Here is a 26,171-nt window from a genome sequence, read left to right as displayed (position 1 = left end):
ACCACCGATCGCGGAGCGGATGCGCCGGAGCACACCCTGTCACGGGCGGGTCGCCTGTGACGGGTGCGCAAATACGGACGTCAGCGCCCCAGTTGTGACAGAACCTGACGGGGCCTGTTCGTGATGATCGCTTCCACGCCCAGGTCGGCGCACAGCTGAACGTCTTCGGGTTCGTTCACGGTCCATACGTGAACGGAGTGCCCCGCGGTCTGGAGCTTGCGGATGAAGCCGGGGTGGCTGCGCACGATCCGCATGCCGGGTCCGGCGATCCGGACCCCGGCGGGCAGTCGGCCGTCGCGCATCCGGGGCGAGATGAACTGCATCAGGTACACGGTCGGGATGGTCGGGGCGGCGGAGCGCACCCGGTGCAGGGAGCGGGCGGAGAAGCTCATGACCCGGACCGGGTGGGGGCCGTCGGCGGGCGGGGCGTCCAGGCCGAAGCGCTTGAGCAGGAAGAGGAGGCGCTCCTCCACCTGTCCGGCCCAGCGGGTCGGGTGCTTCGTCTCGATCGCCAGCTGGACCGGCCGGCCGGCGTCGGACACCAGCTCCAGCAGCCTCTCCAGGGTGAGGACGGAGGTGCGCTCGGGGTCGGCGTCCCAGTCGGGGGACTCCTCGCGGTCCTTCCAGGATCCGAAGTCGAGGCCGGTGAGGTCGGCCAGCTCCAGGGCCGAGACGGCGCCGCGACCGTTCGACGTACGGTTCACCCGGCGGTCGTGGACCAGGACCAGATGGCCGTCGGCGGTCAGCCGGATGTCGCATTCGAGGGCGTCGGCGCCGTCCTCGATGGCCTTCCGGTAGGCGGCCAGGGTGTGCTCGGGGGCATCCTCCGAGGCGCCGCGGTGGGCGACGACCTGGATGGGGCGCGGCGTTGCGTGGGTCACCCGGTCATGGTGCCATCGTGGCGCACCCGCGCGTCGGGGCGAGTCCTGGGGATGCGCCCGAAATGTCGGGGATAAAGGATGGGGGAGACGCACAGGTCCGGCTTACAGTGCTCTGACGGGTCATGGGAAAAGCTTCACCCTGGAACTTGCGCGGCGCGTCGAACGTTTAGTCGGACCGAGGTCGGGTCGATATCGCCAGATATTTCCAGTAGCTGTGCCAGCCGTATAAGCCGTGTGTAAGCCGTGTGTGACGAGGAGAGAGCGCTGTGAGCACCGAGAACGAGGGCACCGCGGCCCCGACGCCCCCCGCGGCCCCGTCCGCACCTCCCGTGCCGGTGGCCGCTTCCACGCCCGACGCGGCTCCGGCCGACCGGATTCCCGGGACCCCGGCCGCGCCGGCTCCGGCCCCGGGCGTCGAGCAGACCCAGCAGCTTCCGCCGACCGCGCCGCCGGCGCCGCCGCAGGCCCCGGACCACGCCCCGCCGGCCCCGCCCGCTCCCGTGGACCCGGCCGCTCCGGCCGCTCCGGCCCAGGGCTACGCCCAGGCGCCGCCCTACGGGCAGCCGGCCCCCGCGGCCGCGTACGGCGCCGAGGGCTGGCCGCCTCCCCCGCCCGCGGTTCCCGCGTACGGGGCCGGCGGCCACGGCGGCGGTACCTGGGGCGCACCGCTCGGCACCGACGGCACCCCTCCCCCCAAGCCCAAGGGCAAGGGCGGCCTGATCGCGGGCGTGCTCGTGGCTGCCCTGCTCGCCGGCGGTGTCGGCGGTGGCATCGGGTACTGGGCCGCCGACCGGAGCGAGGGCGGCTCCGGCTCGACGACGATCACCGCGAGCACCCCCAAGGACCTCAAGCGGGACTCCGGCTCGATCGCCGGACTCGCCGCCGCGTCGCTGCCCAGCGTCGTCACCATCGAGGCCTCGGCCTCTGCGGGGGACGGCGAGGGCGGCACCGGCACCGGCTTCGTCTACGACCAGCAGGGCCACATCCTCACCAACAACCACGTGGTCGCCTCCGCGGCCAACGGCGGCAAGGTCTCCGCGACCTTCTCCGACGGCAAGAAGTACGAGGCCGAGGTGATCGGCCGGGCCCAGGGTTACGACGTGGCCGTCCTCAAGCTGAAGAACCCGCCGGCCGGCCTCAAGCCGCTCGCGCTCGGAGACTCGGACAAGGTGGCCGTCGGCGACGCGACCATCGCGATCGGCGCACCGTTCGGCCTGTCGAACACGGTCACCACCGGCATCGTCAGCGCCAAGAACCGCCCCGTGGCCTCCGGCGACGGCTCCGGCAGCAAGAACTCGTACATGAGCGCCCTGCAGACGGACGCCTCGATCAACCCCGGCAACTCCGGCGGTCCGCTGCTCGACGGCCGCGGCGCGGTGATCGGCATCAACTCGGCGATCCAGTCCGCCGGCAACGGCGGCTTCGGCGGCGGCCAGGCCGGTTCGATCGGCCTCGGCTTCGCCATCCCGATCAACCAGGCCAAGAACGTCGCCCAGTCGCTGATCAAGACGGGCAAGCCGGTCTACCCGGTGATCTCGGTCTCCGTCGACCTCCAGGCGAAGGCCGACGGCGCGAAGGTCTCCGAACAGGGTGCCCCCGCCAACGAGCTGGTCGACCCGAACGGCCCGGCCGGCAAGGCGGGCCTCAAGCCCGGCGACCTCATCACCGAGTTCGGCGGCAAGCCGGTCGACAGCGGGCCGACGCTGATCAGCATGATCTGGACGTACAAGCCCGGCGACACGGTGAAGCTCACCTACCAGCGCGACGGCAAGCCCACCACGGTCGACATCACGCTCGGCTCGCGCGTCGGCGACAAGTAGCGGGCTGATCAAGCCGGTGGACCTCGGGTCAACGGGGCGATGAAACAGGCTTGATGGGAGGGGCCGTGGGCGGGATTCCGCTTACGGCCCCTCCCAACATCCGCTTATGCTTCGGTCGTGTTCGATTCACGGCACATACGGACATTCCATGAAGTGGTCACCGCGGGGTCCTACTCGGCGGCCGCGCGCGTCCTGGGGTACACCCAGCCGGCGATCACCCAGCAGATGAAGGCGCTCGAACGCGCCGTCGGCACACCGCTGTTCACCCGCGTCGGCCGGAAGATGAAACTCACCGAGGCCGGCGAATCCCTGGCCCGCCACGCCGAGTCCATCCTGGGAAGCCTCTCGGCCGCCGAGGCCCAGCTGAAGGCCTACACGCGCCTGCGCACCGGCCGCGTACGGGTCTGCGGCTTTCCCAGCGCCAACGCCACCCTCGTCCCGGAAGCCCTCAGCCAACTCGCCAAGGAACATCCCGGCGTACAGGTCGAACTGCTCGAAGGGGAACCGCCCGAGTCGCTGCGCCGGCTCCAGCGCGGCGAGTGCGACATCACGCTGGCCTTCACCTATCCGGGCCTGCACGAGGAGGTGCCCGAGGACGTCGCCGAGGTCAGGCTGCTGGAGGACCAGCTGACGGTGCTGCTTCCGACCGGGCACCCGCTGGCCCGCCGCCGGGCGGTGCACCTGGGCGACCTCGCCGAGGAACGGTGGATCGCCGGCTGCCCGCGCTGTCAGGCGAACCTGCTGCACGAATGCGCGGAGCTGGGGTTCGTCCCCGACATACGGTTCGCGACCGATGACAACCTCGTGGTCCAGAGCCTCGTCGCGCAGGGCCTGGGCGTGGCGATGATGCCCGCGCTGGTCCTGCCCTCGCTCTCGCTCAACCGGGTCTGCGGACGCGTGCTCCAGCCGGCGGCCCGCCGCCACATCGCCGCGTACGTGTACCGGGACCACTTGCGGATCCCGGCGACGGCCGTGGTGCTGGACGCGCTGAAGCAGGCCGCGTCGAACCGCGTCGGCTGCTGATCCGACGGAACCGAACCTGCCCGACCCATAAGCGGAGCTTGGGTTTTCAGGGCAGAACTGGTGTTGGACGTGATGGACGGCCGGGCGGACGCTGCTCGTATGACCACCACCACGCCGGCCCGAACGACAGCGAGGATGGCCGCCCTCGTCAGTGAGATACGCAAGGTCGTGGACCGGGGCCTGGCCCCCGACCTGACCGCCTACCTGGTCGGAGAGCGGCTCGCCCCGCACCTGGGCACCCCCGACCTGCTCACCGAGGGACAGCGCGAAGGACACCCCGACCGCTACCGGCAGCACATCCTGCACACCGAACCGGACGGCAGCTTCTCGGCGGTCGCCCTGGTGTGGCTGCCCGGCCAGGAAACCTCCATCCACGACCACGTCTCCTGGTGCGTCGCCGGGGTGCACGAGGGCACGGAGAGCGAGATCCGCTACCGGCTGGCCCCGGCGGCGTCCCCGACGGAGCCCGCGCGCCTGGTGGCGACCGAACAGGTGGTCAACGGACAGGGCGACGTGTGCGGCTTCGCCCCGCCCGGCGACATCCACAAGGTGCGCAACTCCTGTCGTACGACGGCGATCTCCTTGCACGTCTACGGCGCCGACGTGGCCCGCCTGGGCAGCAGTGTCCGTCGGGTCTACCCGGAGCCGGTGGACTGATGGCACTGCTGAACCGCACCCCGCACCGGCCGGAGCGGGTGCGGCTGCTCGATGTTTCACGTGAAACGCCGAGCTCCTGGCCGGGGTTGATCCTGGCCGCCGCAGGCGCTCTGGTGGCCTGGGGCGTGCACCTGCTGGTCCCGGCGGTGCCGATGCTCACCGCCGCCGTCGTGCTCGGCATCGCCGTCGCCCACCTCCCCGGCCTGCGGACCGTCGTACGGGGCCCCGCCCGCCCCGGTCTGTCCCTGGCGGGCCGGCGACTGATGCGGATCGGCATCGTCCTGCTCGGCCTGGGCCTGGGCCTCGACCAGGTGGTCAGGCTGGGCTGGGCGACCGTATTGATGGTGACCGGCGTCGTCGTCGCCACCTTCCTCGGCACTCTGTGGCTGGGTCGCCGCCTCGGACTCCCCGGCGACCAACCCCTGCTGATCGCCACCGGCTACTCGATCTGCGGCGCCTCGGCGATCGGCGCGGTCAGCCAGGTCTCCGGCAGCGACGAGGAGGACGTCGCCTCCTCCGTGGCCCTCGTCACCCTCTGCGGAACCCTCGCCATCGCCGTTCTCCCGCTGCTCCAAGGCCCGTTGGGGCTCTCCGACCCGGCCTTCGGACGCTGGGTGGGCGCGAGCGTCCACGACGTCGGGCAGGTCGTGGCGACCGCGCAGACGGCGAGCCCCGGCGCGCTCGGCGAGGCCGTCCTGGTCAAGCTGATGCGGGTGGCCCTGCTGGCCCCGCTGGTGGCTGCGGTGGCCCTCTCGCTACGGGCCCGCCGACGCGGAGTGCGCACGCCGTCGGGGCGCAGGCCCGCCCCGGTACCGCTGTTCGTGGCCGGGTTCCTGGCCGCGGCCGCCGTGCGCGCCACGGGCCTGCTGCCCGACGCGGCGCTGGAGTGGGCGCACACGGCCCAGGAGGCGCTCCTGGCAGCCGCCCTGTTCGGCCTCGGCAGCGCGGTGCACCTGCCGACGCTGGCCAAGACGGGCGGGCGCGCGGCTGTGTTGGGGCTGGGGGCGTGGGTGATGGTGGCGGGAGTCTCGTACGTGGGGGTCCTGCTCACCGTATGAGTCGACCATGAGGCGGGGCAGCGAGCGGAGTTGGCCATTTCATGGCCGGAACCGACCGAACGTTCAGACTGCCCGCTGACTTCTCGCGACCTCCGTGCGACGCTGCCCCGGCCATCGCACGGCAGCACAGTCGATCGGCACCGATCGATGGAACCGAGTCCGCACCGACTGATCCGCACCGACTGATCTGCACCGACTGATCCGCACCGACAGATCCGCACAGACAGAGCTCTTCACCCCCACCCTGCCCGGGCCGGACCGGTCCGGGCACGGCAGAAGGAGTCCTGCGTGAATCGTCATCGCACGGCGGCGTCCGTCCTCCTCGCCGCGGGCACCCTGCTCGCGGGAGCCCTGACGGCGGCCACCCCCTCGGCCGCCGCGGAACCGTCGCCCACCTCGTTCCGGCAGCAGCACAGCCAGGGGTTCTGGACCGCGGAGCGGATGCGGCAGGCCGTCCCGCTCGACGTGACGGCCGCTCCGGGTTCCGTCCGGACGGCCCCCTCGACCGCCGGCCGGCCCACCCTCGTGGCACCGACGCCCGCCTCCGTCCCCGCCCCCGCCCCGGCCTCCCTCACGGCTTCCGCGGCCTCCCCCACGGCGTTCCCGCAGGCGGGCGGGGCTTGGACGGGCGGCGGGGCGGTCGTGAAGACCTCGGGCCGGGTCTTCTTCACCATGGGCGGTCGGACCGCGTCCTGCTCCGGCGACTCGGTCACGAGCGCCAACGGCAGCACGGTCATCACCGCCGGCCACTGCGTGAAGTACCAGGGTGCCTGGCACACCAACTGGGTCTTCGTGCCCGCCTACGACAACGGCAACGCGCCCTACGGCCAGTGGCCCGCGACCAAGACCTTCGCCACGGACCAGTGGGCGGCGAGCGAGGACATGAACATGGACGTCGGCCTCGCCGTCGTCGCCCCGCTGAACGGCCAGAAGCTCAGCCAGGTCGTCGGGGCCCAGGGCATCCTCTTCAACGGGGGCTACAACAAGAGGATGTACTCCTTCGGCTTCCCCGCTGCCGCGCCGTACGACGGCTCCAAACTCGTCTACTGCAGCGGGAACAGCAACAAGGACTTCCTCCTCACCAAGGACCACGGCCTGGGCTGCAACATGACCGGCGGCTCCAGCGGAGGCCCCTGGTTCCAGGACTTCAACGAGGTGACCGGCCTCGGCACCCAGGTGTCGGTGAACAGCTTCGGCTACGTCTTCCTCCCGAACCGCATGTACGGCCCGTACTTCGGCAACGAGGCCAAGGCCGCCTACGACAAGGCCCAGACGGCCTGACCCGGCCGGCTCCCGGCCCCGCCCGGAACACCCACCCCACCCACCCCCACATCCCGGTACTCTGTACCGGCCAGGTGGGTTGCCCGAGCGGCCTAAGGGAACGGTCTTGAAAACCGTCGTGGCGCGAGTCACCGTGGGTTCAAATCCCACACCCACCGCCACAGGTCAGACGACGCGCTGATCAGAAGGGGTGTCCCGACCAGGGGCACCCCTTCGTCATGCGGGCCTGTCTCACCCTGACCCGCCCCTGTGCTGCTTTGGATCATCGTGTGTGGACCAGGCGTGGACCAGGACCCGGGTCGTATCCCGCCAGCTGAACCTCTCGTCGGAGGTGGCCTCGGCAGGAGCGGGCGCAGGAGGCACTGACGCCGCAGCAGAACCACGAAACAGGTTGGTGGCCAGGACGCGGCTGAGCGCAGATTGGACATAGGGCGCGACGAGTCGGGCGCGCAGACGCGGGATGTGAAGGCCGGCGCCCGAGCCAGAAGGTCAGGCAAGTGCCCTACGGGCGAAATTTGCCCGTCGGGTCGGGACTATTGACGGGCCAACTGAGAGAACTGGCATCGAGCGCGAATGATCTCTCGATGAATTCGAGCGAGATTTGAGTATCCGGGCGCGCGTCGATGCGGGTGGCTATTCCCAGCTCCGGAGGGATTTCAAGGGCGACTTGCGAAATCCAGTCTAGGATTTCGAGGCGACTCTCCTCGGGGCTGCCGGATGGTAGCACTGCAATTATTTCGTAGCTGACACCCATAGGCGTGGTCTCGAAAGTTGCAAGAATATCTCGGGCCTCTGCTGCAATTTTTCTGGTCCGCTTCGCTTTGACTTTCTTGATGAGCGAGTCGGCCAGCTTTACATATTGCTGAGGAATGGCCGGTCGATCGTACCTAAGTCCGAGCCAAGTCTTGAGGCGGCGCGGATTGGGTGTACACGTTACATGTTCCGCTGCAGCCAGAGTCAATGGGTGTACTAGAAGGCGCGGTAGATTGTTATCGATATGGGCGCCGGAACTGTCGAGCCGAAAAAACTGGCTGCGGATTCCCCAATCAGATGGGGGGTTTTCGCGCAGTACGGGGCGTAGCTCAACCAGCACTGGGCATGCCTCTTCGAGGGTTGCCTTCCAGGCAAGCTCGCAATCCTGAGCCACCACGACCCACTCGTCGTACACTTCTCGGCGCTCTTGTGGCCGACCATCTGCGACGGAGACCCAGGACAGGGGCAGGGGGAGGTGCAGTTGGCACCCCTGTCGCCAACCCCTGGAACGAAGGGAGGTCGGAGCGCACTCTGGCTCGTCTTCGTGTTGCACGTCGATGGCGCTCAGATCATCTCCACGGTCGCATCGGGCAGAGGAGTGTTTCTGCCAGAGGTGAGCATGTCCTCTCGGGGGCCGTGTAGTGCCTCAAGCGTGCGGCTGTAGGCCCGGGGGAAGTTTTCCGAGATGAGGAGCGCAGTGGCCGTTTGCCCATCGTTCCCGCGTATTTCTAGTGCAATGGAAAGGCGATTGGGATTCGCGCCGGCTGCTTGATAAAGGCGGCGCATGAGATTGTGTAGCGCGGGGACACGTGTTGCGGCTGGGCGTGACTTCGGGGAGACAGTGCCGTCTGTCTCCAGTTTTCGCACAGTCGTGTGAGAAGTTCCTAGGACCTCGCCGAGATAGCGCTGGGACCAGCCTGTCCAGCTTCTAATCTCGCGGATCATCTGTGGGAGAGGTGAGGTGACCTCATCCGCACTCTCTGGAATCTCCACCCATCGGGTGAAATCGCTCAGGAAGTTTCTCCCCGTGCTCTGCTGGGGAGCGAGTCGGACCCACGGGTTGGAGTTTGTGGCGTTCCCCAGCACTTCGGCAGAAATCCCGAATGAGTCTGGGTTGCTGTAGCCTGACTTCCCAAGCCCTTGCGAGGGCCAGGTGGTGCTACTCATTTCCTTCCTCCCCTCGGACCGTTACTTCGAACTCTTCCTTGCCGGCATCTGTGACCGCCCAGAAAAAGATCTTCTCGATTTCCGTGTGCAGTTCATGGAACTGTTCGGCCAATGCCTTGGGGTCGAATTTTTGCGGCGCTGCGATGAACATGTCGATGTCCAGGACTAGAGACGGCGCATCGAGCGGGCGGGGCGGCACCCCAGCGATGACGCTACCGGCTGGCACCACTCCGTATCGAGTGATCCCCTCAACTGGCTTGTCCAAGGCCCAGGCGAAGTTGCCCGTAGGAGGCCGCCGTAGCCGAGTCTCAGTGATCGTCGCCACGAGGTGCTCCGGTGGTGTCAGCTCGGGATCCGCGAATCCGATGATCTGTGGCTTGAACCATGTTGACCAGCCGAGGCGATCGGTTCGGACGACGTTCATGTAGCGCGTCCCGATCCTGTCGCACCTACGAACGTTCATGGCCTCGGTGAGAGCTGTGCAAACCTGTTCGAACATGTCCTCTATGTCCTGCAGGCCCGGGTAGTCACTGCCGCCCACGCTCAGGCTGGCGCTACTCTCGGTCACCGTCAGCGTCCACCCGTCGTCGTTGGTGAACTCGTTGATCCAAATCTCGTTTGAGTCCGATGCGGCGGGGCCCGTAGGCCCTACCAGCATGGATACCTGTTGAACCCGGTTCCGATTCATGTAGGGGAACAGGTCAAAGAGAGCGTCTTGCAGGGGTGCGATGCCGTCAAGTGTCTGAAGGCGGGCCAGTACCGGGAAGCTCACCTGAATGATCACCTGAGCAAGCGGTGCTCGCCCCATGGCGTAGCGCGGAGGGTCAGGCAGCAACAGCATCCAAGCTCCAAGTTTCCAGGAAAGTTCCATCACCGTATCTCTTCCCCACCGCGGGGACGAGCAGTACGTAGCCAATGGCTGATTCCTTAGAGTCGGTGCTGGCGCAGAGAGGATTGCGATCTACTCAGCTTCAAGTGCCCTTTCGATCTGACTGTTCGCGTGCTGCTGGTTGCGGCGGATGGCCTTGGCGTAGAAGCGGAACAGCACGGCGATGCTGTGGCCGGCGCGGCGGGCGACCTCGGCCGGGGAGACGCCGGACTCCAGCCAGAGGGAGACGCACGCGGCGCGGAGTCCATAGGGGACCTCAGCCAGGGGGGTCTTCACTTCCTGCTTGGTGAGGACGGCCCGGCGAGCAGCCTTCCAGATGTCGCCGTACTCCTTGCTCAGGAGGCCGCCGCCGCGAGCGGCGCGGAAGAGTCGGCCGTCCTCGGAGGTGCCGAACTCCGCGATGTGGTCGCGGATCAGGCGGACCAGGACCGGCGGGATCGGTACCTCGCGGGTGGCCTTTCGGGCGCGCTTCTTGAGGCCCCTGGAGTCGTAGGACTCCCCCGAGTCGGTCCAGCCGGAGCCTACGCGCGGGGAACTGGACGACAGGATGACTTGGCCCCAGCCTTCCTCGGGCAGAGTGAAGTCCGACTCGCGGAGACCCACGGCTTCGCCGGGACGGGTGGCCGCGTAGTAGAGACACCCGAAGAACGCCTTGAGGTGCCGACCACGGTCGTTCTGTTCGCCCAAGGCGTCGATCAACTTGCGGGCCAGGGCCGGGCCGGGGACGTATCGGAAGTCGATCTCGTCTTCAGTCTCGGGTGCCGTCCAGTCCACCTTGGTCAGGGGCAGGGAGGGCAGGCGGTCCAGCTCGACCGCGTACCGCAGGCAGTTGCTGAATACGGGCACCTTGCGGTTCACCGTGTTGTCCGCCGCAGCGGTCCCGTCCATCTTGCGGGCGAGCGCGTCCAGGGCGGACCGCACGACCGTCGGCGTGTTCAGGGACGAGATGTCCACGGACTTCCGGCCGATCCAGTCGAGGGCTGCCACGATGGCTTCGGGTGCTTCCTCGGCTTCCACCCGGGCCACGAGTTCGCCGTCCTGGTCGAGGACGAGGCGGAAGGCCCAGGAGTAGAGGGCGGTCCGCAGGACCCGGGGAGCGGGGGCACCGCGGTTGTCCTTCACCAGGCGCGGGGTGACCGTGGCGAGCGCGTCCGCGATGCTCGCGCGGTGCTTGGCCGAAGCGTTCGGCCACTTCATTGCCACGTACTCCCGGGTGTGCGCGAACCAGGTGGGGGACTGGGCCGCCTGCACTTCGGAGGCCGGCAAGCCGGTCTCGGTGTCGAACTGCTCGCGCTTGCGCAGCGCGGCCAGCAGCTCGGAGCGCCGGCCGTCCGCCTGGGCCTTGATCTTGTAGCTCTTCGAAAACGGCTGCACGCCGACTCGCCAGCGCAGCTGATAGGCCGCAGCGCGGTCGGGGCGCTTGCGGATGCCCCAGATCTGCACGTCGAAGGTCAGCACGCGGGCACCTCGCAGCCCTCGAACCACGCGTCGAGGTCGGCACGGCGGATGCGGATCTGTCCGTTGGGGAGCTTGAGGCAGCGGGGCGCGTTGCCGCGAGCGCGGAGCCGGTAGAAGGCGGCCCGCGACATGCGCAGCTCGGCCAGCGCTTCCACCATGGTCAGCATGCGGGTGGTCGGTGCGGCGGTCACTGCCATACCTCCCCTTCGGTCTTGGCGCGTTCCTTGTCGGCGCGGGTCTGGTTGATTTCGTGGCGTGTCTGGTTGGCGAGGAGTTCTTCGCCGGGGCGGTAGCCGGAGGCGAGGTAGGCCCAGGAGGACTCGGTGACGAGCACGGTGTCCGGGGCTGGGGCGGGGTGGCCAGCGCGGACGCGGGCGGTGTCAGCCTGAGCAAGGCGCCAGGCGCGGCGGATGTCGCGGAGTGCGCTGAGGGTGGTGGAGTAGGCGCGGGACTTGGTGGAGAAGTGGCCGCGGAAGCCGAGCATGTGGGCCCACTTGCAGAGCTTGAGGTCTGCGAACTCGGGCAGGCCGCCCAGGTCCCAGGCGGTACGGATCATCTGTCGGACGTGCCGGTGTACGGGCAGCTTCCGAAGGGGTTCGGCCTGGCGGGTGCCTTCGCAGTCGGGGCAGAGATCCTTCACCCGGCCCCCGACAGTCCCCCGGCCGGAGCAGGTCCGGCAGACCAACGAGCGGTCCACGGTGCCTGAGTCCTCGGCGCTCTTGGTGGCGTACTTGGCGACGTACCCGGCCACGGCCGCGTCAGTGAGTTCGCCGTTCCCCAGCGCGGTGATCTCCCGCACGTCGAGCATGGCGCCCCAGCGAATCTCCTGGTCTCCCACGGTGTCCGAGGAGACGGTGAGGGCGGTGCGGGGGACGGCGTTGCGGATGGCGTGCGTGAGGTCATCCACAGCGGCCCAGGCCGGCGGGGTGCTGGTGTGGCCGTCGGGCCCGTCGATGCGGACGACCGCGTGGAAGTGGACCAGGCCGCGCTTCTGGTACTCGGCGACCTTGGCGAAGGACACGCGCAGGACCTGCTTCATGTCCTTCTGCGTGATCCCGAAGTGGGCGGCCAGGGCGCGGCGGAGGTTGAGAGTGAAGCGTGCCCACAGGGCCCCGGCGTGGGCGTTCCACAGCACGGCGCCGGTGTAGTCGTACGACTTAGGGGCCAGGGGCGTGCCGAGTTCGGGAGCGTCCTCGGGGTGGTGGGCGCCGCAACGGCAGGGACGGGGCTTGCCGTCCTTGGCGGTGGGCCGGTTGTGGACGGGCCCGAAGGAGGGGGCCGTGAGGGTGAGGAAGACGCGCGGGTGAGTGCGGACGGACTCGGGGACGTCCTTGCCGCCACAGAGCCCGGCGCGGACGAGGTGGAACGTGTCGGCGGCGTAGGTACGGGAGCAGGCAGGGCAGCGGGAGGCGCGGCGGTTGCCGCAGGTCGTCAGGAGCCGTCCGGTGGGCTCGTCGCTGGTGGAGTACGAGCGGATCGTTTCTCCTGTGGCGGCGTTGCGGGTGTGGGTGTGGCCGACGAGGTTGACGGGGCGGGTGCAGCCGCGCAGGCGGGTGATCTGGTCGAGGGTGCGGTCGAAGTTGTCGAGGTTGGCCAGCTCGATCAGGTCCCGGACAGCGGGGCTGATTACGTGCCGCAGGTCGAGGTTGCGGGGCATCGGCAGGAGGATCCTTTCCGCTGATGAGGGGCCCCGGGCAGCACCCCACCACGGTCGGGGTGGGGTGCTGCCCGGAGGCATGACAGGACAGGCCCGGGAGGGGCCGAGGGTGGAGAAGTGCCGGAAGGCCGGCGGGAGGATCAGGCCGACAGGGCCGCGTGCGCGGCGGTGGCGAGCGGCAGGGCGATGCCGAGGCGAGTGCGAAGCTGCACCGGAGTGATGGGTTCGCCGTGTGCGGCCAGGTGGGATGCGGCGATGGTGCGGGCCGCGTCCATCAGCGGCTCCGGGACCACAGGCGTCCGAGCCGGGGCGGTGTTCGTCACCGGGGCTCGTGTGGGGGTGGCAACCGGGGCCGGGTCGGCGAGGGGTGCCGCGGGTTCGGCGACGGATTCCATCACGGCCGGGACCGGTTCTGTGTCCGGCTCAGAAGCCGGTGCAGTGACCGGTTCGGATACCGGGACCGGCACGGGAGCAGGGGCAGCGGGGGTGATGGCGTGGAAGTGCCGGAGCAGGGCGGGGCCCACCGAGCCCCAGCCGAGCAGGAGGAGCGGGGCCACGCTGTCGAGGGCGGCCCGCCCGTAGTGTCCGGCCAGGAGCGGGTGTGCGGTGTTGAGGGCGAGGGTCAGCAGGCCGGACAGGTGCATGAGCCGAGTCGCCGAGCGCAGGTCACCGGCGGGGACTCCACGCAGAGACAGGGAGCGCAGCGCAACCAGAAGCCCGACCACCGACAGGTCCACCATGGGTGCGATCAGCGGAGCGATCGAGGCCGGGACTCCGAGGCGCAGGGCCAGGGCCCAGACGTTCCCGAAGGAGAACACGAACGCCAGGGCGGCGATCAAGATCATTACAACGGTGATGGTGCGCTGCGTAGTCCGGTCTTCCGTCAAAGTAATTCACCTCCCTTCCTGGCGAGTTGGGCGCGGGCTTGGCGTTGGGGAGTCAGGCCGCTGCGGGGATGTCGTCCTGTCCGGGGTCGTCCTTGCGCAGGTTGGGCCGGGTCAGGTTGGCGAGGAGTTTCGTGGGGTCCTGGGTGAGGTGGGCGGTTGCCTGGGCGACGGCCGCCGCGTCGGCGGGGTCGAGGTAGGGGGTGCGGACGCGGACGAAGCCGGGGCGTCCTTCGGCGGCCATGGACGCGACGCCTACGTACTGGGAGCCCTGGAGGTTGATCGGGTCCATGTCGGGCCAGTTGCGGATGTCGTCGCCGAGGGCTGCGACGGATGCTTCGGTGGTGCGCTGGTAGAAGGACAGGGCGGCGCTGCACACGTCCCGGATCGAGGTGGGGATGGCGTCGCCGGTCGCCTTCTGGGTGGCCGGCACCGTGAAGATCCCGACCGACCGGCCGCCCTTGACGAGCAGACCCACCAGGCGGACGTTCTCCGCCGCGAGGGCAGCGAGTTCGCGGGTCTCCTTGTCGCTGCCCTTGTGGTCGTGGAAGAAGGTGTGGGACTCGTCGATGACGGCGATCACCAGCGGCCACTGTGCGCTGGGGCCGACATTCCACATGTTCGCCGTGCCCAGAACCGACCTAGCCATCGTGGCGCGGTCGTGGAGCAGCTTGACCAGGCGCCGCAGCAGCTTGTTGGCCTCACGCAGGTCGTTTCCGGCGTGCGCGAACACACGGGGCAGCACGTCCGCGTAGTCACCGTGGGCGGCGTCCGACACCTTGCCGTCGAGCAGCGCGAACTGCACGGCCGGGGAGGGGCCGAAGTAGGTGATCAGCGAGGTGAGCTGGTTGGACTTGCCGCCACCGACACCGCCCGCGACCACCGCCCCCGACTTGTTCTTGAGCTCGATGTGGACCCGGGATCCGTACTCGTCGCGGCCGACCGGCCACACCGTCAGGTCAGTGGGCGGCCTCCCAGTCGGCACGTACTCGGTCTGACCGGTCAGCGGGTCGGTGCGGATCGCCCGCAGGACCGCGTGGCCAGGCTTGCCCGCCTCGACGGCGACCCGGACGCAGCCCCAGGCATCGGCCAGGAACCGGGCCTTGTCCTGGAGTTCCTTGATCCCGACCTTCGGCAGCAGCTTGATGTGGACGATCACCCCGTACCGGTCCGGCCGGGTCTTGATCACCGGGATCAGTTCGCGCGGCTTGGGTTCCGGGGCGCCCTTGCTCGTGGTGAGGAAGGACGACCAGGGCGGGGTTCGATCGGTGACCGACAGCCCGGCCATCTTCGCCAGTCGCGCCCACGTCATCCGGATCTTCACAGCCTGCCGGATACTCCGGCGCGTCTCCTTGTCCGCCCGCACATAGCGGACCGTCTTGACCACGGCCCACACCACCAGCAGCGCGGCGCAGACGACCAACACCACCGGTGCCCAACTGAATGCCTGTTCCAGGTTCATCGCGGCTTCCCCAGCCCCTTCTTCTTCATGTCCTCGATGGACCGTTTGATCTGTGCACAGATGCCGTATCCGTAGACCGACATCCGGGCCTCAAAGACCGCGTCGGAGACGTGCATCCGGGCGATCGGGTCCAGTTCGATCCCGTGGGCGGTGAAGACGGCCATCACGTCCTCGTACAGCGACGAGGCCCCCTTGCCGCCACCGGGCGGAGTAAGGGAACCCCGCCCGGCGGTGGCGCCCATTAGGCGACCTTCTTGATCGCAGCAGCCGCATCGGCCGACTCGGGGATCGTCACGGCCGGAGGGGCGGGCGCGGCCACGGCGGGGGCCTGGACCAGTTCCAGACGTGCGACCCGGTAGGCGACGCCGTCGGAGAGGCTGCCGTTGAAGATGCGGGCCCACGGGGTGGCGATCAGCTCCACCGGACGGACCATGAAGCCCGGCGCCAGACCCACCGGGAGACCGGACTCCGGCACGGTGATCTTGAGGATCTCAGCGCGGCCGTCCGACATCTGCATGACCGTGACCGTGTAGAGGGTTTCCCCCGTGTCGCGGTCCATCGCGATCTCGCCCGTCTGCGGGTTCTTGATCTTCGGGGTGCCCCCCGTGCCGGTCATGTAGGTGTCGGTCTCCTTGACGAGGACTGGGATACGAGCCATGTGGTCACTCCTGTGATTCGGAGCCCCTGGTGGGGCCGATGTGAAGACGTTAGCTCGCCAGGCTAGCCAGGTCAATGTGAAATAGATGCGTGACTTAGCTAGGTCTAGCTAGGTGGGTTGGCGGAACACGGGATAGCTGGGCTAGGGGCCGCTACGCTGGGCCCATGACGAAGCGGCCCTCCAGCGACACGCGTCCGCCCTACAAGCGGGTGGCGGACGTGCTGCGCGACGAGATCGAACGGGGTGTCCTACAGCCCGGCCAGCAGCTCCCCTCACACCGTGAGCTGCAAGAGCGGTTCGAGGTCGCCAACATGACCGCCCGCAGCGCACTGCGCGTCCTGCGGGAGGAGGGCCTGATCCACACCATCCAGGGTCGGGGCAGTTTCGTCCTGTCACCCCGGAGCCAAGAGGCCGGCGACGCCGAGCATCCGGGCGACCCGGTCGGCGACTACGTCCCTCCGGCCTGGTACACGATGCAGCTCGGCCGCAAGGAGATGTGGGTCGGCTCCGGAAGCCCGCCTTCACTGCGCGAGCTACTCAAGGGCGAGCCGAAGAGCTCCGGGGAAGCCGAGCCGAGCGCGCAGAGCCTCGCAGGCTCGACGGTCACCCCCGAGCCGGGAACGCTCACCCGGCCGGACGCCAGCCCGGAGTTCAACGCCCTGGCTCGACAGGTGGAGACCCTCACGCACCAGGTTGACCAGCTCACGCAGCTTGTGCAGCAGGTTCTCCAGGCGGTACCGAAGCCGGACCCGTCATAACGTCCAGCGCGTACGCCACCTCTTCCGCCAACTGGGCCAGACGCTCCACCCGCTCGCCCAGCTCGGCCAGGTACCCGGCCAGCACCTGCTGTTCCCACTCGTTCATGCCCACCCCGTTCTCGTTGCGCGTGTGCGGTATTTCCGACCGGACAGCACCCCCCGGCGGTGTCCGGCCAACACTGTGAGGGCTTGCAACTTCCCTGCCGATGGCCGGTAGTTGCGTCACTGTCCGGCCTCCCCTTCAGTGGCGTTCACGACCCAGAGGCCGACGGACCTGGCCCACCCTGCGACATCCCCGCGGATTGCTCGACCCCCGAATTCCGGATCTCCCGCCCCACGGGAAGGCGGCCCGGCCTCTCCCGCACCACAAGCCGCAGACCAGGCCCCACGGCCCGCCACACGGACAGCCGCCGAGACCTCCGAACCGGGCACACGCCCCCTCGGTTCCACTGACACCGCCTCCACTCGATCGTTCTGTCTGTCTCCAGGTTCCGGAGATGCCGGGAATTCGGGACTCACGGGTCGCGTGCTACAAACCGCCCGGCCCTGGCACTTGCTACAGGTGTCGGGAACCGCAAAGGTGTGACACTTTGTGATGCGCATCACGCCAACTCCTTCCGTGGTCTGCGTTTCCCGGGCTGTAGTCACAAGGTCCGGAGGATCCCCGGTTTGGCTGACCGGGGATCGTCGGCCACGTTCCGCCACCCCTGGATTTCTGGATCGCGTATAGAGGTGTCGCGATCGGCAACTCCGTGACCTCGAAAGCCTGTGACCTGGATCATGCTTCTCGCCTTCTGTGCGCATGGGCGCCGAAGCCTCCGGTGCGAGCCGCACGCAATCAGCGGAAGCGGACACCTCCCCCGAGCACGCATGACGCTCTCCCCCCACCCGGCCCCGAGACCTCCCCGGAACGGCAGTCACGGCCACGGCGGACAGGCCCGCGCGACCGCGGCACGAAGGAACCCGAACAGGACGCACCTGTGGACAACTTCGCGCAATGAGAGCCAAACACGGTCAGCCTGTGGATAAGGGAGAGCGATTCCGCGAACAGACTGGTGCAGAGCATGACGAAACAGCCCACTCCTACCGGCCGAAACGGCCGAAGGGGTGAGCTGTCGAAAGTTTCTTTACTGGATCAAGGCGGCCCGCTGACGCGGGCCGCGCGGCGCGGCGGCCCCAGGCCGCCGCTGGCTCCATGTCTCCGCCACCGCCCGCGACGGCCCCCGCCCACTCGCGCCGCAAAAGCCCGAGAAGCGGGCAGTCAGACCCGCGAAGAACCCCGCCAGCCGCCCCACGGCGAGCACGGCCGACAGCATCGGGACGTACGCCAGGGCCCGCGCGGGTCACCGCGGATTGCCCTTCACCCAGACGTGGCCGGGGCGGCCGGCCTCCACGGCTTTACCCACCTGTTCGGCTCGGGGCCCGCGTCGGGCAAGTCCAGGGGGCCACTCGTGCTAATTGCGGTCAGGCCCAAAGCCTGCCCGAGTTGCCGGCCAGCGTACGGCCCCCTGAACATGCCCGACCCCAACCCGAACAGGACACCGGCCAAAGCCGCTCCGGCCGACCGCGTGGTCACCTGACCGGATCAGGCGCCAACTCCTAAAGAAGGGGTGGTGGTTCACACGAGTGGGCCCCGGCGCGGGAGGAGTGCGCCGGGGCCCGGGGAGAGGCCAGAGTCAGGCATTGACCTCGGCGGGAGCCGAGACCGGAGGGCGGACACCGGCCAGTTCCTCGGCTCGGCCGAGGAGGTGGGGCGCCAGCTCGGGGTAGAAGCCGCGGGCGACGGCCTGGAGGAGTTCAGCGATCGCTGCCAGCTCGCCGATACGACCGGCCGGGGTGTTGAGGACCTGGGCGAAGTCGGCCCGGATGCGCTCGGCGACAGTGGGCACGAGGAGGCTGTGCGCGTGGAGGAGTCCGGGGTCGTAGCCGACGGGGACGCGGCCCCAGCGTTCCCAGTCCAGGAAGGTCAGGGGTTGGCCGGTGATGTTGCCCCAGTGGAGGTCGCCGTGGCCGGTGACGCGTTCGATCTTTGTGGGGGCGGGGATGCCGAGGAACTGGGGGAAGGCTCGCTCGATCCAGGTGTCCCGGACAGTCTCCTTGGTCCCCTCGGCCTGCGTCAGGCGGTCGAGTGAACGCCTCAGCAGGCCCCACCACGACTCCGGAAGAGCGGGGTCCCGGACCAGGTCAGCGCGAGTGGGTGAGACGACCGGGTGCGGTACGCGGTCCAGGACCTCGGACTGAAACGACCACTCGCCGTCCACCCAGTCGTGGACGCCGTGCAGCGCCGGACGTGGCACATCGCGGGGCACGAGGAGGGACGCGCCCACGGGGCCTTGTCCTGGGGTGCGCCCCGCGTTCTTCAAGTGGCCGCGGCTGACCCGAAGCCAGTACGCGCCCGCGCCGCGCCCCAGGGTGAATCCGGCGAAGCCCCACACCGGCGGGCCCGTACATGTGAGGCCCTGGGCTTTGGCCGCGCGCTCGTGCGCGGCCTCCATGAGTGCTCGGATGTCCTCATCCGGTGGCGAGTTCATCGGTCACTCTCCTGAGGTGTTCGGGGTCGAGGGGCGAAGCGAGTGCCTTCACCGCATCGTCCCAGTGATCACGATTCGTGGTGGAGGTCAGAACGAAGTCCAGGGCGGGGCAGGATGCGGCGGCCAGGACTCCAGAGGTGCCGGCCGACAGCCCAGGGCGGATCAGATCCACCAGTTCGGGTGTCATCGCATCCAGCAGTTCGCCGCCGTGCAGGGGGGCGGAGCCGAACGTGATCAGCCCGTCGTCCTTCGCCTGCACCAGCGGACCGCCCCCGTTCAGTGCCTGCGTGATCGGGGCGTCATCGATCAGGCCGACGGGCATCTGTACCGCGATCAGGTGGTGATCGGGGGACCCTGCGGCCTCCCGGGCCAGCGCCAGCAGCTCAGGCACACTGAACGCCCCCTCCCGCAGGCCCGACCAGGTGGCCACTCCGTAGCCGGGGATCTGCCCCTCGTGCACCTGCTCCTCCAGGACGGTGAACGCCTCGCGGAGCCGCCAGTGCATCGCCGACCGGTCCACTCCGCGACCAGCCCGTTCCGGGTTGTGTACGAACATCAGGTCCACCTGGCCGAGGAGGGCAAGAGCTTCTTCCACCTGATAGCCGACGAACGAGGGGTCGAGGCAGTGGCCGGCGGAGGCGTCGTGTTCGGTGAGCAGGCCCCGGCTGAGGGCGGCTCGACCCTGACTGCGGGTGAAGAAGCCCGTCTTGGTGGCGACGAGCGGAGGGCTGGGGGCTTCCCGCAGGACCCTGCCGAGGTCATGGAGGGCCTGGCCGTCGGCGTAGTTCGGGGCAGTGTCGATCCACGGGGTCCCGGCTTGCACCGCCATGCGCGCTGCTTCCACCACGTCTCGGACCCTGTAGGTGCCCAGGGCCAGGGACGCGGTCACAGCCCCGTCCCCACGACAGCGAGGGCCTGGCCCTCGATGAGGACCCAGACCAGGTCGGCCACGTCCTTGACCTCCAGGCCCGCAGCTGAGGCAAGGTTCCCCAGCGTCGCCGGCTGGCCGAGCAACAGCGTGTGAAGGACCGGCCCGGCGGACTCCGCGAAGTCCCAGGCTGTCCCGGCCGCCGAGAACGTGACTGTGCTGTGCCCGTCGTTCACCGTCACACGTGCCCGCGGGGCGGTGAGCCGTACGGTGATCTCCCGCATGGCGGGGAGCCCGTCAACGTAGGGCAGCGACGGGACGGCATGCCCGAGGTCGGTCGTGTCGCCGGACTCCGCCCAGTGCTCGATCAGCCGGGGATCGGCCAGGAAGTCGAGCACTTCGCGGCGTACGGCGGCGAGGAAGTCCGACTGTTCCGGCAGCGTGGCGAAGCGGGGGATGTCCGTGCGCAGGGGCAGGGTGGCCCGGAGCTGGTCCACGACCCAGAGCATGAGGTCGGCGCCGGTGTGCGGGACCATCCCGAAGGTCAGGTGGAGGGATTCCGAGCCCTGGTCGGCGGTGACCGCGTGCCACCAACCACGCGGCAGGTAGAGCACATCACCGGCCGCGAGCACAATGTCCGCCACCGGGTCGCCCTCCGGCTGCTCCGGCGATTCGACGTCCCGGAACGTAGGGGCCTGGCGGGTGGCTCCATACAACCGCCACCGCTTGGAGCCGTGCAGCTGCACCACCACGACGTCGTGGTCGTCCCAGTGAAGGCCAAAGCCCTCCCGCTCGGTCCAGGAGGCGTATGCGTTGGCCTGCACGGAGGTTCCGAGGAAGCGTTCCAGCCCCTCGGCCGCCGCCCCCACGGCGGGGTGGATCTTCTCGACCGCATCGAGGACCAGCGAGGCGCCTTCCTTGAGCTGGGTGTGCAGCTCCGCCGGCTGGATGCGGGACCAGGTCACGGCACGGCGGTTGGTCGTCGGGATCGCGTAGCGGTGCAACGGGACCGTCTCGCCGTCGGCCGACAGACGGAGCCGAGGCGGCTCCAGACGCTGCGTGGCGATGATCCGGTTCAGGTCGTCCCAGGTGAACAGGCTCGCCACGTCGGTGGCGCCAGGGAAGTGCGCGTAGGAGCGGTGGTACGTCTGGGCGAGGAACGTGTCCCCGCCCAGACGCCCCGCCCACGAGGCTGCATCAAGCATCGTGGGCGGCCCCGTCAGTCGTTGCCGTCGGAACGGCCACTGCTGACGTCAGACTCCTGCTCGGCGCGGGTCCGCGCGGCGACGATCTTCCGCTTCGCGACGAGCAGGCCACCCCCCTCGGGGGCTACGGAACTGGTGTTCTCTTCCACCATCGAACTTCCCTTCTACTTGGGGAACTCCCACCGGAAATTGGGTGGGAAGACTGGGGCCGAGCAGGTGAGCCGATCGGCTACGACGTGACGATGACGCCGAGGACGTACAGAGCCACCGAGCCGAAGACCATCGCCAGATACAAAGGGCCGGCGAACCGGCCGACCCGGCGAAGTACCCACATGCCTAAGCCGTGCACTACGCCGCCCCCGGCTCGGTCTCCGCGGGACGCTGGGCGCGGGCCGACACGGGCGAGGAGCCGAGGCAGCGGGGGCACTCACACGGCGGGTAGCGGCCCGGGTCCGAGAGGATGACGTACGGATCACCCGACTGGACACGGGTCGTCTGAGACCACGTACGGCCGGCGTCTCGTGAGACGCGAAGCGTCATGAGGAGGCGAGGCTCCGCAGCGAGGTCGAGAGGCCGAGAGAGCCGTTCGTGGACGTGTCCCTCAGCGCCGTTCTGCGTTGCCATACCCGCACCCTTCCGCTGCGCCATGCCCGGTCTGCTCGCGACAACTCCCAGGAAAGCGCCGGAAGTCGGCGGACTCCACGGCATACATGCCGCATTCTTGGAGCAGATCCGTGCACGGGTGCCGCAGGCTTCGAAGTCGCGGGAAGGGGTCGTCATGGGGCTAGCCGAACGGCGCAAGACCCTGGGCTACAGTCAGGAGAAATTGGCCGGGTTACTCGGCGTGGACCGCACGACGGTCGGGCGCTGGGAGAGCGGCAGGATCGAACCGCAGCCACCCCAGCGGCGAGGCTTGGCCATCGCCCTCGAAGTCAGCCTCCAAGAGCTTGACGCCCTCCTGACAGAGCTACGAGCCGCAGGGCAGGAGGCCACAGGGCAGCAGTCCAGTGACCCCCCGAGCGCGGGAGACCCCGACGAAATGATCCGCCGCGAATTCCTCCGCATCCTCACGGTCAGCGGGGCCCTGACGGCCCTACCGGTCGACGAGGCCGAGGCCCTCACCGATGGGGTGCTGAGGGGGATGCCCGCCGACTTCGAGCGGATGAACAGCCACCTGTGGCAGGTCTACCAACTGGCGCGTTCGAAAGGCTCGGTCTACCCCGTCATCCGTGACCAGCTGACGACTCTGAACGAAGCACTGGCCGCCAGCCGAGGCAGCTCCCGCCCCCTCCTGAGCGCAGCGGCCGACCTCTTCCAGATGGCCGGCGAAGTCGCCTTCGACGGGAACCGATATACCGACGCCGCAGCCTCGTACTCGCTCGCGGCCTCGGTCAGCAAGGACGCGGGCGCGTACGACCTGTGGGCCTGCGCCCTCGTACGCCACGCCTACGTGGACATGTCCGAGCAGCGCTACCGCCAGGCGGCGCAGATGCTGGGTGCGGCCGAACGGCTGGCCGGTCGAGGGAACAACGACCTTTCGACGCGGCACTGGGTCGCGTCGGTCCAAGCGGAGGCGTACGCCGGCCTTGGGGACCTCACAGCGTGCGAACGCGCGCTGGACCAGGCCGAGAAGGTCAGGGACCTCACCGCGGAGAGCACGAACGGCGGATGGCTCCGCTTCGACGGCACCCGCTTGGCCGAGGAACGCGGAGCCCGGTACGTGCAGCTCGGCCGCTTGGACCTGGCGGAGGCGACGTTGAAGGCCGCATTGGCCCAGACGGCCCTTGCCTCGGGGCAGTCGTATAGGCGCCGGGGCGCAGTGCTGACCAGCCTGGCCGCCATCGGAGCGAAGCGGCGTGATCCCGACCAGGTTCTTGCGTACGGGCGGGAGGCCGTCAGCCTGGCCCGAGCCTCAGCATCCGGGTACGTCGCCCGTAGACTCCAAGCCCTGTGCGACGAGTTCGGTCCCTTGAGCCGCGACCACCGCGTAGCGGAGCTGGGGGCGGAGATCGCCACGCTGAGCACGCCGTGACGAGAGGGGTAGGCATGTCGCAGACCGAAGGTGCACGACTGTTCCGGGAGACCTGGATTGCGGGAGTGCACCAGCACTTCCCCGGGGAGCCGAAGGCCGGCTACGTCACCCCGTGGGAAGACACCCCGCAGTGGGAGCGCGAGGCCGCAGGCTCGGTCTACGACCAGGTCCGGCAGTTCATCGAGATCAGCGGTGGCCACACGTCGAGGTTGTCCCGCGAGCAGAAGGGCCGGTTCGTCGCGACGTGCTGGACGGCACAGATGTTCAAGCACTTCGAGGAGCCGAAGCCGGGCTACGTGGCGGACTGGCCTGACCTGCCGTCCTGGCAGCGGGAGACCGACGCCGACATCTTCGAGGCCATCGAGAAGGCGTGCAGCTGATCATCGCTAGATGTGGGTGGGGGAAGAGCACCCGCTAATTGACCTACGCGCGCACGCCCCCGAGTCTGATGTGGACCGGGGGTGTGCTTTCTGTGTATGCCACAGTTGCCAGAGTGTCAGAATGGAATTTCTGTTTCCAGTTCCAGCAATCGTTGAGCCTCGGATTGCATTCCGGCGTCGTTGAGCATGCGAGAGAAATCCGCATGCTTGCCCTTGGGTACCGCTGCCAGTAGATATTCCAGCGTCGTGTGCGATTCGATCCCGGGAATCTGCTCTGTTTTCAGGCAGTCGATCAACCTCAAGAGTCGATGCGGTCCACCCTGTGATCCTGCATGCAGGATGAGCTCTCGATCCCCGAGAAAGGCTTCAGGGATAGCTCCGGCAGTCGCCAATGTTATTCTGGGCCATGCGTGCAGCCCGATATCCTCTGCGAGTTTATCGGCATCGTCCTTCAGTGTGGCCGCGCGCAGCGCTCGCAGGACGTCGGCCAGATCTGGCCTGGTGCCCCCTAGCCAGTCGCCTTTGCCGAGAATGGCGTCAACGAAATTATGCGCGTACCAGAAGCTCAGATCCCCTTCAGCCCGGCGAAGTGCGACCAGAAGCTTGGGTATCTCGGAGGGGTGCTGAGTCAGCAGGCAGGTCTGGAAGTATCGGTTGCCGATATTTTCGGGACCGTCCTCGGCGATCGATTCGAGGATTTTCACTATCTGGCCGGGTGGTGCATGGGCGGCCAAGTTGAGGAAACCTTGGTAATCCATATGCGCGTGGCCGAGTGCAACAACGACAGCTGGCAGCCATGTTTCTAGAGGTTGGCCTGCCCCCTGTCTTGCGAGATTTGCGATATCGTCCATGCCGGCGTTGATGAGAGGCGGGATTAGTGCCTCTAGATCAGACGGGTCGCCGGTCTTCTGATCCTGGGATTCCTGGGGGCCCGTCTCGTGTGGCGGTTCAACGGCATGCCGATTTTTGGGCGCAGTGGGGTGTGCTGCCTTTTCTTGCCAAACTTGCTCGTCGGTATCTTCAGGCGGAAGTGGAGCACCGATCGAATGCGCGTAGTCGGCGCATGCTCGAACCAGAGCCAGCACCTGGACCATTTTCAGACCACTAGTTCCGGAGAACTTATCCTGGATAGAGGCCCGGCTCATCCTTCTGCCTTGGCGATCGGTGAGCTTCTCCAGGTCTCGCAGCGAGGGGTTGCCAGCCCGGACACGCAAGCGACCCAGCTGTTTCGCCAGGGAGTCATCAGCCATCGCCCCGCCCCGTCTCATGGTTCGTTGCCGCCGCCTGTCCAGAGTCGTCCAGCATCGGCCACAACTGTCCAGCTCAGTTCTGTTCAGACTAGGGCGCGGTGAGCCGACTGTCCGGAGTTCAGCAGGAACGTCCGAGGCACTGGTGGACAGCTGCGACGCACAGCTTCCCTTGGAGCGTGTCCCCATCAACGGACGCGTTGTCAGACGGTGAGAGGAGCATGGAACCAGTGGATGTGACCATCACGCTCTGGGTTCTGGCCGGCTCGGGCGTGGCGAGCGTTGCATTGTTCGCTGCCAAGGGCCTGCTTGATCAACTACCTGGAGTCTTCGACTCTTGGCGTGCTGCGCAACGCGCGTGGCGAGGAGACCCGCCACCAGCACCGGAGCTTCACTCCTGCCAAGGTGCCTGCGCGCTGGATCACCCAGACGCTCGCCCCGTCTGAGCACCTGCCTAGAGGTATCTGATGGGCTAGTGGACCAGGTGTGGACCGCCAGCGGCGGTGAGTGACCCGGAGGTGGGGGAACGTGCAGGTCACGCACGACGAAGACGCTGCTCGCAGCACTCTCTTGAAAACCGTCGTGGCAGCGATGTCACCGTGGGTTCAAATCCCACACCCACCGCACGTGAACGGCCCCTGACCAGCCAACCTCGGTCGGGGGCCGTCCGCATCGGACCGTGGGCGGCCGGGAGGGCGCGCGGTTACCCGTACGGCCACTGCTCCAGCACCTCGCCGCGGGGCATCTCCGGGTGAAGAGCCGAGTCCAGGCAGTTGATGTGGGCCCACATTCGCTGTGCGCTCCGAGATCCGGCGCGCGCCACGTCCAGGGTTATCCCGTCGCCGGAGACATCCACATCGGTGGGTTCCATGCAGAACGCACAGCTCAGTGGGTTCGTGGTGCTCATCCGCCGAAGGTAGCCCGAGGCACACCGGGGAGGCCGATCAGGGTGCGCGTGACCGTCCGGACGCCGCCCCGGTCACTGGAGTGCTCCCGGTCGGGGTAACGCGTGCGAGGAGTTTTTCGGGTTGCCGGGCGGGCTTCGGCGTGCGGATGGGGCTGGCGCTCGTAGTCCTGGGCGAGGTCGGCCCAGGGGAGGACGAGGAGGGCGGGGTCGATCGTCGATCCGGAGGGGATCACGGGTTCGTCCTGGAGTCAGACCACGGCGAGCGCCGAATAGAAGGAGACGTCGTCACGTGACGGGTCGACGGGCTCCGAGGTGAGCAGGGCGATGACGGCCACCGGGGGCAGCGTCTCCACCGGGCCGAAGGCCCCGGCGGGGAGGTCCGGGAGTTCCCGCCGGGGCGGAACGACGTGGACCGGGTGGTCGGGGAACGCGCGCGTGGCCCGGTGGAGCAGCGCGCTGAGCTTCATGTCGTTCAGGCGGGAGAACGGGTAGCCCTCCAGCATGTCGCCGTAGGTAGGGGTGAGGCGGATGTCGGCGATCACGGCCGTTCGCCCGGACCTGAGGCTGAGGCGGGTGAGGGACACGGTCGACGTCC

General features: G+C 68.4%; 25 protein-coding genes and 2 tRNA genes. 10 read left to right on the top strand and 17 right to left on the bottom strand.

Going from position 1 to position 26,171, the window contains the following annotated elements:
* Window positions 1-80 precede the first annotated feature (80 nt).
* A complete protein-coding gene (locus tag NOD94_RS20850) occupies window positions 81-881 on the bottom strand; it encodes a glycerophosphodiester phosphodiesterase (RefSeq protein WP_281207520.1) in 801 nt (266 codons plus the stop codon).
* A gap of 266 nt (window positions 882-1,147) precedes the next feature.
* Here NOD94_RS20850 and NOD94_RS20845 point away from each other — a divergent pair, with 266 nt between their 5' ends.
* The 6 genes from NOD94_RS20845 to NOD94_RS20820 all read left to right on the top strand — a co-directional run bounded on the left by NOD94_RS20845 (window position 1,148) and on the right by NOD94_RS20820 (window position 6,881).
* Complete coding sequence (locus tag NOD94_RS20845; protein WP_281207519.1) at window positions 1,148-2,701, top strand: trypsin-like peptidase domain-containing protein; 1,554 nt, start codon at window positions 1,148-1,150, stop codon at window positions 2,699-2,701.
* Between the two features lie 117 nt (window positions 2,702-2,818).
* Window positions 2,819-3,724: a LysR family transcriptional regulator gene (locus NOD94_RS20840; protein ID WP_281207518.1), complete on the top strand. Its 906-nt coding sequence runs from the start codon at window positions 2,819-2,821 to the stop codon at window positions 3,722-3,724.
* Between the two features lie 99 nt (window positions 3,725-3,823).
* Complete coding sequence (locus tag NOD94_RS20835; protein WP_281207517.1) at window positions 3,824-4,381, top strand: cysteine dioxygenase family protein; 558 nt, start codon at window positions 3,824-3,826, stop codon at window positions 4,379-4,381.
* Entirely contained in the window at window positions 4,381-5,439 is a 1,059-nt protein-coding gene (locus NOD94_RS20830; protein ID WP_281207516.1) for a putative sulfate exporter family transporter, read from the top strand. Before NOD94_RS20835 ends, NOD94_RS20830 begins: the two co-directional genes overlap by 1 nt.
* A 288-nt stretch (window positions 5,440-5,727) precedes the next feature.
* Window positions 5,728-6,720 carry a peptidase gene (locus NOD94_RS20825; RefSeq protein WP_281207515.1) on the top strand — a complete coding sequence of 331 codons (993 nt, stop codon included), beginning with the start codon at window positions 5,728-5,730 and terminating at the stop codon, window positions 6,718-6,720.
* Between the two features lie 73 nt (window positions 6,721-6,793).
* Window positions 6,794-6,881, top strand: a tRNA-Ser gene (locus NOD94_RS20820).
* Between the two features lie 341 nt (window positions 6,882-7,222).
* Here NOD94_RS20820 and NOD94_RS20815 read toward each other — a convergent pair.
* The 9 genes from NOD94_RS20815 to NOD94_RS20775 form a co-directional block, all read right to left on the bottom strand.
* A complete protein-coding gene (locus NOD94_RS20815) occupies window positions 7,223-7,888 on the bottom strand; it encodes a hypothetical protein (RefSeq protein WP_281207514.1) in 666 nt (221 codons plus the stop codon).
* A 744-nt stretch (window positions 7,889-8,632) separates the two neighbouring features.
* Window positions 8,633-9,481 carry a TIGR04255 family protein gene (locus NOD94_RS20810; protein ID WP_281207513.1) on the bottom strand — a complete coding sequence of 283 codons (849 nt, stop codon included), beginning with the start codon at window positions 9,479-9,481 and terminating at the stop codon, window positions 8,633-8,635.
* Window positions 9,482-9,601: 120 nt separating this feature from the next.
* Window positions 9,602-10,987 carry a site-specific integrase gene (locus tag NOD94_RS20805; RefSeq protein WP_281207512.1) on the bottom strand — a complete coding sequence of 462 codons (1,386 nt, stop codon included), beginning with the start codon at window positions 10,985-10,987 and terminating at the stop codon, window positions 9,602-9,604.
* Entirely contained in the window at window positions 10,981-11,184 is a 204-nt protein-coding gene (locus NOD94_RS20800; RefSeq protein WP_030956933.1) for a helix-turn-helix domain-containing protein, read from the bottom strand. Before NOD94_RS20800 ends, NOD94_RS20805 begins: the two co-directional genes overlap by 7 nt.
* The gene (locus NOD94_RS20795; RefSeq protein WP_281207511.1) at window positions 11,175-12,644 is read right to left on the bottom strand and encodes a replication initiator; all 1,470 of its coding nucleotides are present in this window, start codon (window positions 12,642-12,644) and stop codon (window positions 11,175-11,177) included. The genes NOD94_RS20800 and NOD94_RS20795 overlap by 10 nt, the downstream gene beginning before the upstream one ends.
* 140 nt (window positions 12,645-12,784) lie before the next feature.
* A complete protein-coding gene (locus tag NOD94_RS20790) occupies window positions 12,785-13,531 on the bottom strand; it encodes a DUF2637 domain-containing protein (protein WP_281207510.1) in 747 nt (248 codons plus the stop codon).
* A 52-nt stretch (window positions 13,532-13,583) separates the two neighbouring features.
* Window positions 13,584-14,990: an FtsK/SpoIIIE domain-containing protein gene (locus NOD94_RS20785; protein WP_281207509.1), complete on the bottom strand. Its 1,407-nt coding sequence runs from the start codon at window positions 14,988-14,990 to the stop codon at window positions 13,584-13,586.
* Complete coding sequence (locus NOD94_RS20780; protein ID WP_281207508.1) at window positions 14,987-15,232, bottom strand: hypothetical protein; 246 nt, start codon at window positions 15,230-15,232, stop codon at window positions 14,987-14,989. The genes NOD94_RS20785 and NOD94_RS20780 overlap by 4 nt, the downstream gene beginning before the upstream one ends.
* Window positions 15,232-15,648, bottom strand: a complete 417-nt coding sequence (locus NOD94_RS20775) for a hypothetical protein (RefSeq protein WP_281207507.1) — start codon at window positions 15,646-15,648, stop codon at window positions 15,232-15,234. Before NOD94_RS20775 ends, NOD94_RS20780 begins: the two co-directional genes overlap by 1 nt.
* Before the next feature lie 164 nt (window positions 15,649-15,812).
* Here NOD94_RS20775 and NOD94_RS20770 point away from each other — a divergent pair, with 164 nt between their 5' ends.
* Window positions 15,813-16,406 (top strand): GntR family transcriptional regulator, encoded by a 594-nt coding sequence (locus NOD94_RS20770; RefSeq protein WP_281207506.1) that lies wholly within the window; start codon window positions 15,813-15,815, stop codon window positions 16,404-16,406.
* A gap of 1,676 nt (window positions 16,407-18,082) precedes the next feature.
* Here NOD94_RS20770 and NOD94_RS20765 read toward each other — a convergent pair.
* Genes NOD94_RS20765 through NOD94_RS20750 form a run of 4 tightly spaced genes read right to left on the bottom strand, consistent with a single transcriptional unit; the run spans window position 18,083 to window position 21,162 of the window.
* Window positions 18,083-18,937 carry a hypothetical protein gene (locus tag NOD94_RS20765; RefSeq protein ID WP_281207505.1) on the bottom strand — a complete coding sequence of 285 codons (855 nt, stop codon included), beginning with the start codon at window positions 18,935-18,937 and terminating at the stop codon, window positions 18,083-18,085.
* Window positions 18,918-19,826, bottom strand: coding sequence for an aldo/keto reductase (locus NOD94_RS20760; protein WP_348652344.1), 909 nt, complete (start codon window positions 19,824-19,826; stop codon window positions 18,918-18,920). Before NOD94_RS20760 ends, NOD94_RS20765 begins: the two co-directional genes overlap by 20 nt.
* Complete coding sequence (locus tag NOD94_RS20755; RefSeq protein WP_281207504.1) at window positions 19,823-21,010, bottom strand: cupin domain-containing protein; 1,188 nt, start codon at window positions 21,008-21,010, stop codon at window positions 19,823-19,825. The genes NOD94_RS20760 and NOD94_RS20755 overlap by 4 nt, the downstream gene beginning before the upstream one ends.
* A 14-nt stretch (window positions 21,011-21,024) precedes the next feature.
* Window positions 21,025-21,162 carry a hypothetical protein gene (locus NOD94_RS20750; protein ID WP_281207503.1) on the bottom strand — a complete coding sequence of 46 codons (138 nt, stop codon included), beginning with the start codon at window positions 21,160-21,162 and terminating at the stop codon, window positions 21,025-21,027.
* Between the two features lie 626 nt (window positions 21,163-21,788).
* Here NOD94_RS20750 and NOD94_RS20745 point away from each other — a divergent pair.
* Window positions 21,789-23,042 carry a helix-turn-helix domain-containing protein gene (locus tag NOD94_RS20745; RefSeq protein ID WP_281207502.1) on the top strand — a complete coding sequence of 418 codons (1,254 nt, stop codon included), beginning with the start codon at window positions 21,789-21,791 and terminating at the stop codon, window positions 23,040-23,042.
* A gap of 14 nt (window positions 23,043-23,056) precedes the next feature.
* Window positions 23,057-23,422 (top strand): hypothetical protein, encoded by a 366-nt coding sequence (locus NOD94_RS20740; RefSeq protein WP_281207501.1) that lies wholly within the window; start codon window positions 23,057-23,059, stop codon window positions 23,420-23,422.
* Between the two features lie 116 nt (window positions 23,423-23,538).
* On the opposite strand, the gene NOD94_RS20735 is transcribed toward NOD94_RS20740, so the two are convergent.
* Window positions 23,539-24,672 carry a hypothetical protein gene (locus tag NOD94_RS20735; RefSeq protein ID WP_281207500.1) on the bottom strand — a complete coding sequence of 378 codons (1,134 nt, stop codon included), beginning with the start codon at window positions 24,670-24,672 and terminating at the stop codon, window positions 23,539-23,541.
* 514 nt (window positions 24,673-25,186) lie between these two features.
* On the opposite strand from NOD94_RS20735, the gene NOD94_RS20730 reads away from it, so the two are divergent.
* Window positions 25,187-25,293, top strand: a tRNA-Ser gene (locus tag NOD94_RS20730).
* Between the two features lie 79 nt (window positions 25,294-25,372).
* Here NOD94_RS20730 and NOD94_RS20725 read toward each other — a convergent pair.
* Together NOD94_RS20725 and NOD94_RS20720 are read right to left on the bottom strand one after the other, a co-directional pair.
* A complete protein-coding gene (locus NOD94_RS20725; protein WP_281207499.1) occupies window positions 25,373-25,576 on the bottom strand; it encodes a hypothetical protein in 204 nt (67 codons plus the stop codon).
* Window positions 25,577-25,824: 248 nt separating this feature from the next.
* Window positions 25,825-26,160, bottom strand: coding sequence for a hypothetical protein (locus NOD94_RS20720; RefSeq protein ID WP_281207498.1), 336 nt, complete (start codon window positions 26,158-26,160; stop codon window positions 25,825-25,827).
* Window positions 26,161-26,171 lie beyond the last annotated feature (11 nt).

Source organism: Streptomyces sp. Isolate_45 (assembly GCF_024721315.2).
GTDB lineage: Bacteria > Actinomycetota > Actinomycetes > Streptomycetales > Streptomycetaceae > Streptomyces.
Note: the sequence above shows the minus strand (reverse complement) of the source record. Positions and strands in the feature narration are given on the sequence as shown.

Excerpts from the sequence above, each read along its gene's own strand:
- NOD94_RS20835 (WP_281207517.1), top strand. The coding sequence starts at position 3,824 with ATGACCACCACCACGCCGGCCCGAACGACAGCGAGGATGGCCGCCCTC.
- NOD94_RS20830 (WP_281207516.1), top strand. The coding sequence starts at position 4,381 with ATGGCACTGCTGAACCGCACCCCGCACCGGCCGGAGCGGGTGCGGCTG.
- NOD94_RS20810 (WP_281207513.1), bottom strand. The coding sequence starts at position 9,481 with ATGCTGTTGCTGCCTGACCCTCCGCGCTACGCCATGGGGCGAGCACCG.
- NOD94_RS20800 (WP_030956933.1), bottom strand. The coding sequence starts at position 11,184 with ATGGCAGTGACCGCCGCACCGACCACCCGCATGCTGACCATGGTGGAA.
- NOD94_RS20795 (WP_281207511.1), bottom strand. The coding sequence starts at position 12,644 with ATGCCCCGCAACCTCGACCTGCGGCACGTAATCAGCCCCGCTGTCCGG.
- NOD94_RS20785 (WP_281207509.1), bottom strand. The coding sequence starts at position 14,990 with ATGAACCTGGAACAGGCATTCAGTTGGGCACCGGTGGTGTTGGTCGTC.
- NOD94_RS20780 (WP_281207508.1), bottom strand. The coding sequence starts at position 15,232 with ATGGGCGCCACCGCCGGGCGGGGTTCCCTTACTCCGCCCGGTGGCGGC.
- NOD94_RS20775 (WP_281207507.1), bottom strand. The coding sequence starts at position 15,648 with ATGGCTCGTATCCCAGTCCTCGTCAAGGAGACCGACACCTACATGACC.
- NOD94_RS20770 (WP_281207506.1), top strand. The coding sequence starts at position 15,813 with ATGACGAAGCGGCCCTCCAGCGACACGCGTCCGCCCTACAAGCGGGTG.
- NOD94_RS20765 (WP_281207505.1), bottom strand. The coding sequence starts at position 18,937 with ATGAACTCGCCACCGGATGAGGACATCCGAGCACTCATGGAGGCCGCG.
- NOD94_RS20755 (WP_281207504.1), bottom strand. The coding sequence starts at position 21,010 with ATGCTTGATGCAGCCTCGTGGGCGGGGCGTCTGGGCGGGGACACGTTC.
- NOD94_RS20750 (WP_281207503.1), bottom strand. The coding sequence starts at position 21,162 with ATGGTGGAAGAGAACACCAGTTCCGTAGCCCCCGAGGGGGGTGGCCTG.
- NOD94_RS20745 (WP_281207502.1), top strand. The coding sequence starts at position 21,789 with ATGGGGCTAGCCGAACGGCGCAAGACCCTGGGCTACAGTCAGGAGAAA.
- NOD94_RS20740 (WP_281207501.1), top strand. The coding sequence starts at position 23,057 with ATGTCGCAGACCGAAGGTGCACGACTGTTCCGGGAGACCTGGATTGCG.
- NOD94_RS20735 (WP_281207500.1), bottom strand. The coding sequence starts at position 24,672 with ATGGCTGATGACTCCCTGGCGAAACAGCTGGGTCGCTTGCGTGTCCGG.
- NOD94_RS20725 (WP_281207499.1), bottom strand. The coding sequence starts at position 25,576 with ATGAGCACCACGAACCCACTGAGCTGTGCGTTCTGCATGGAACCCACC.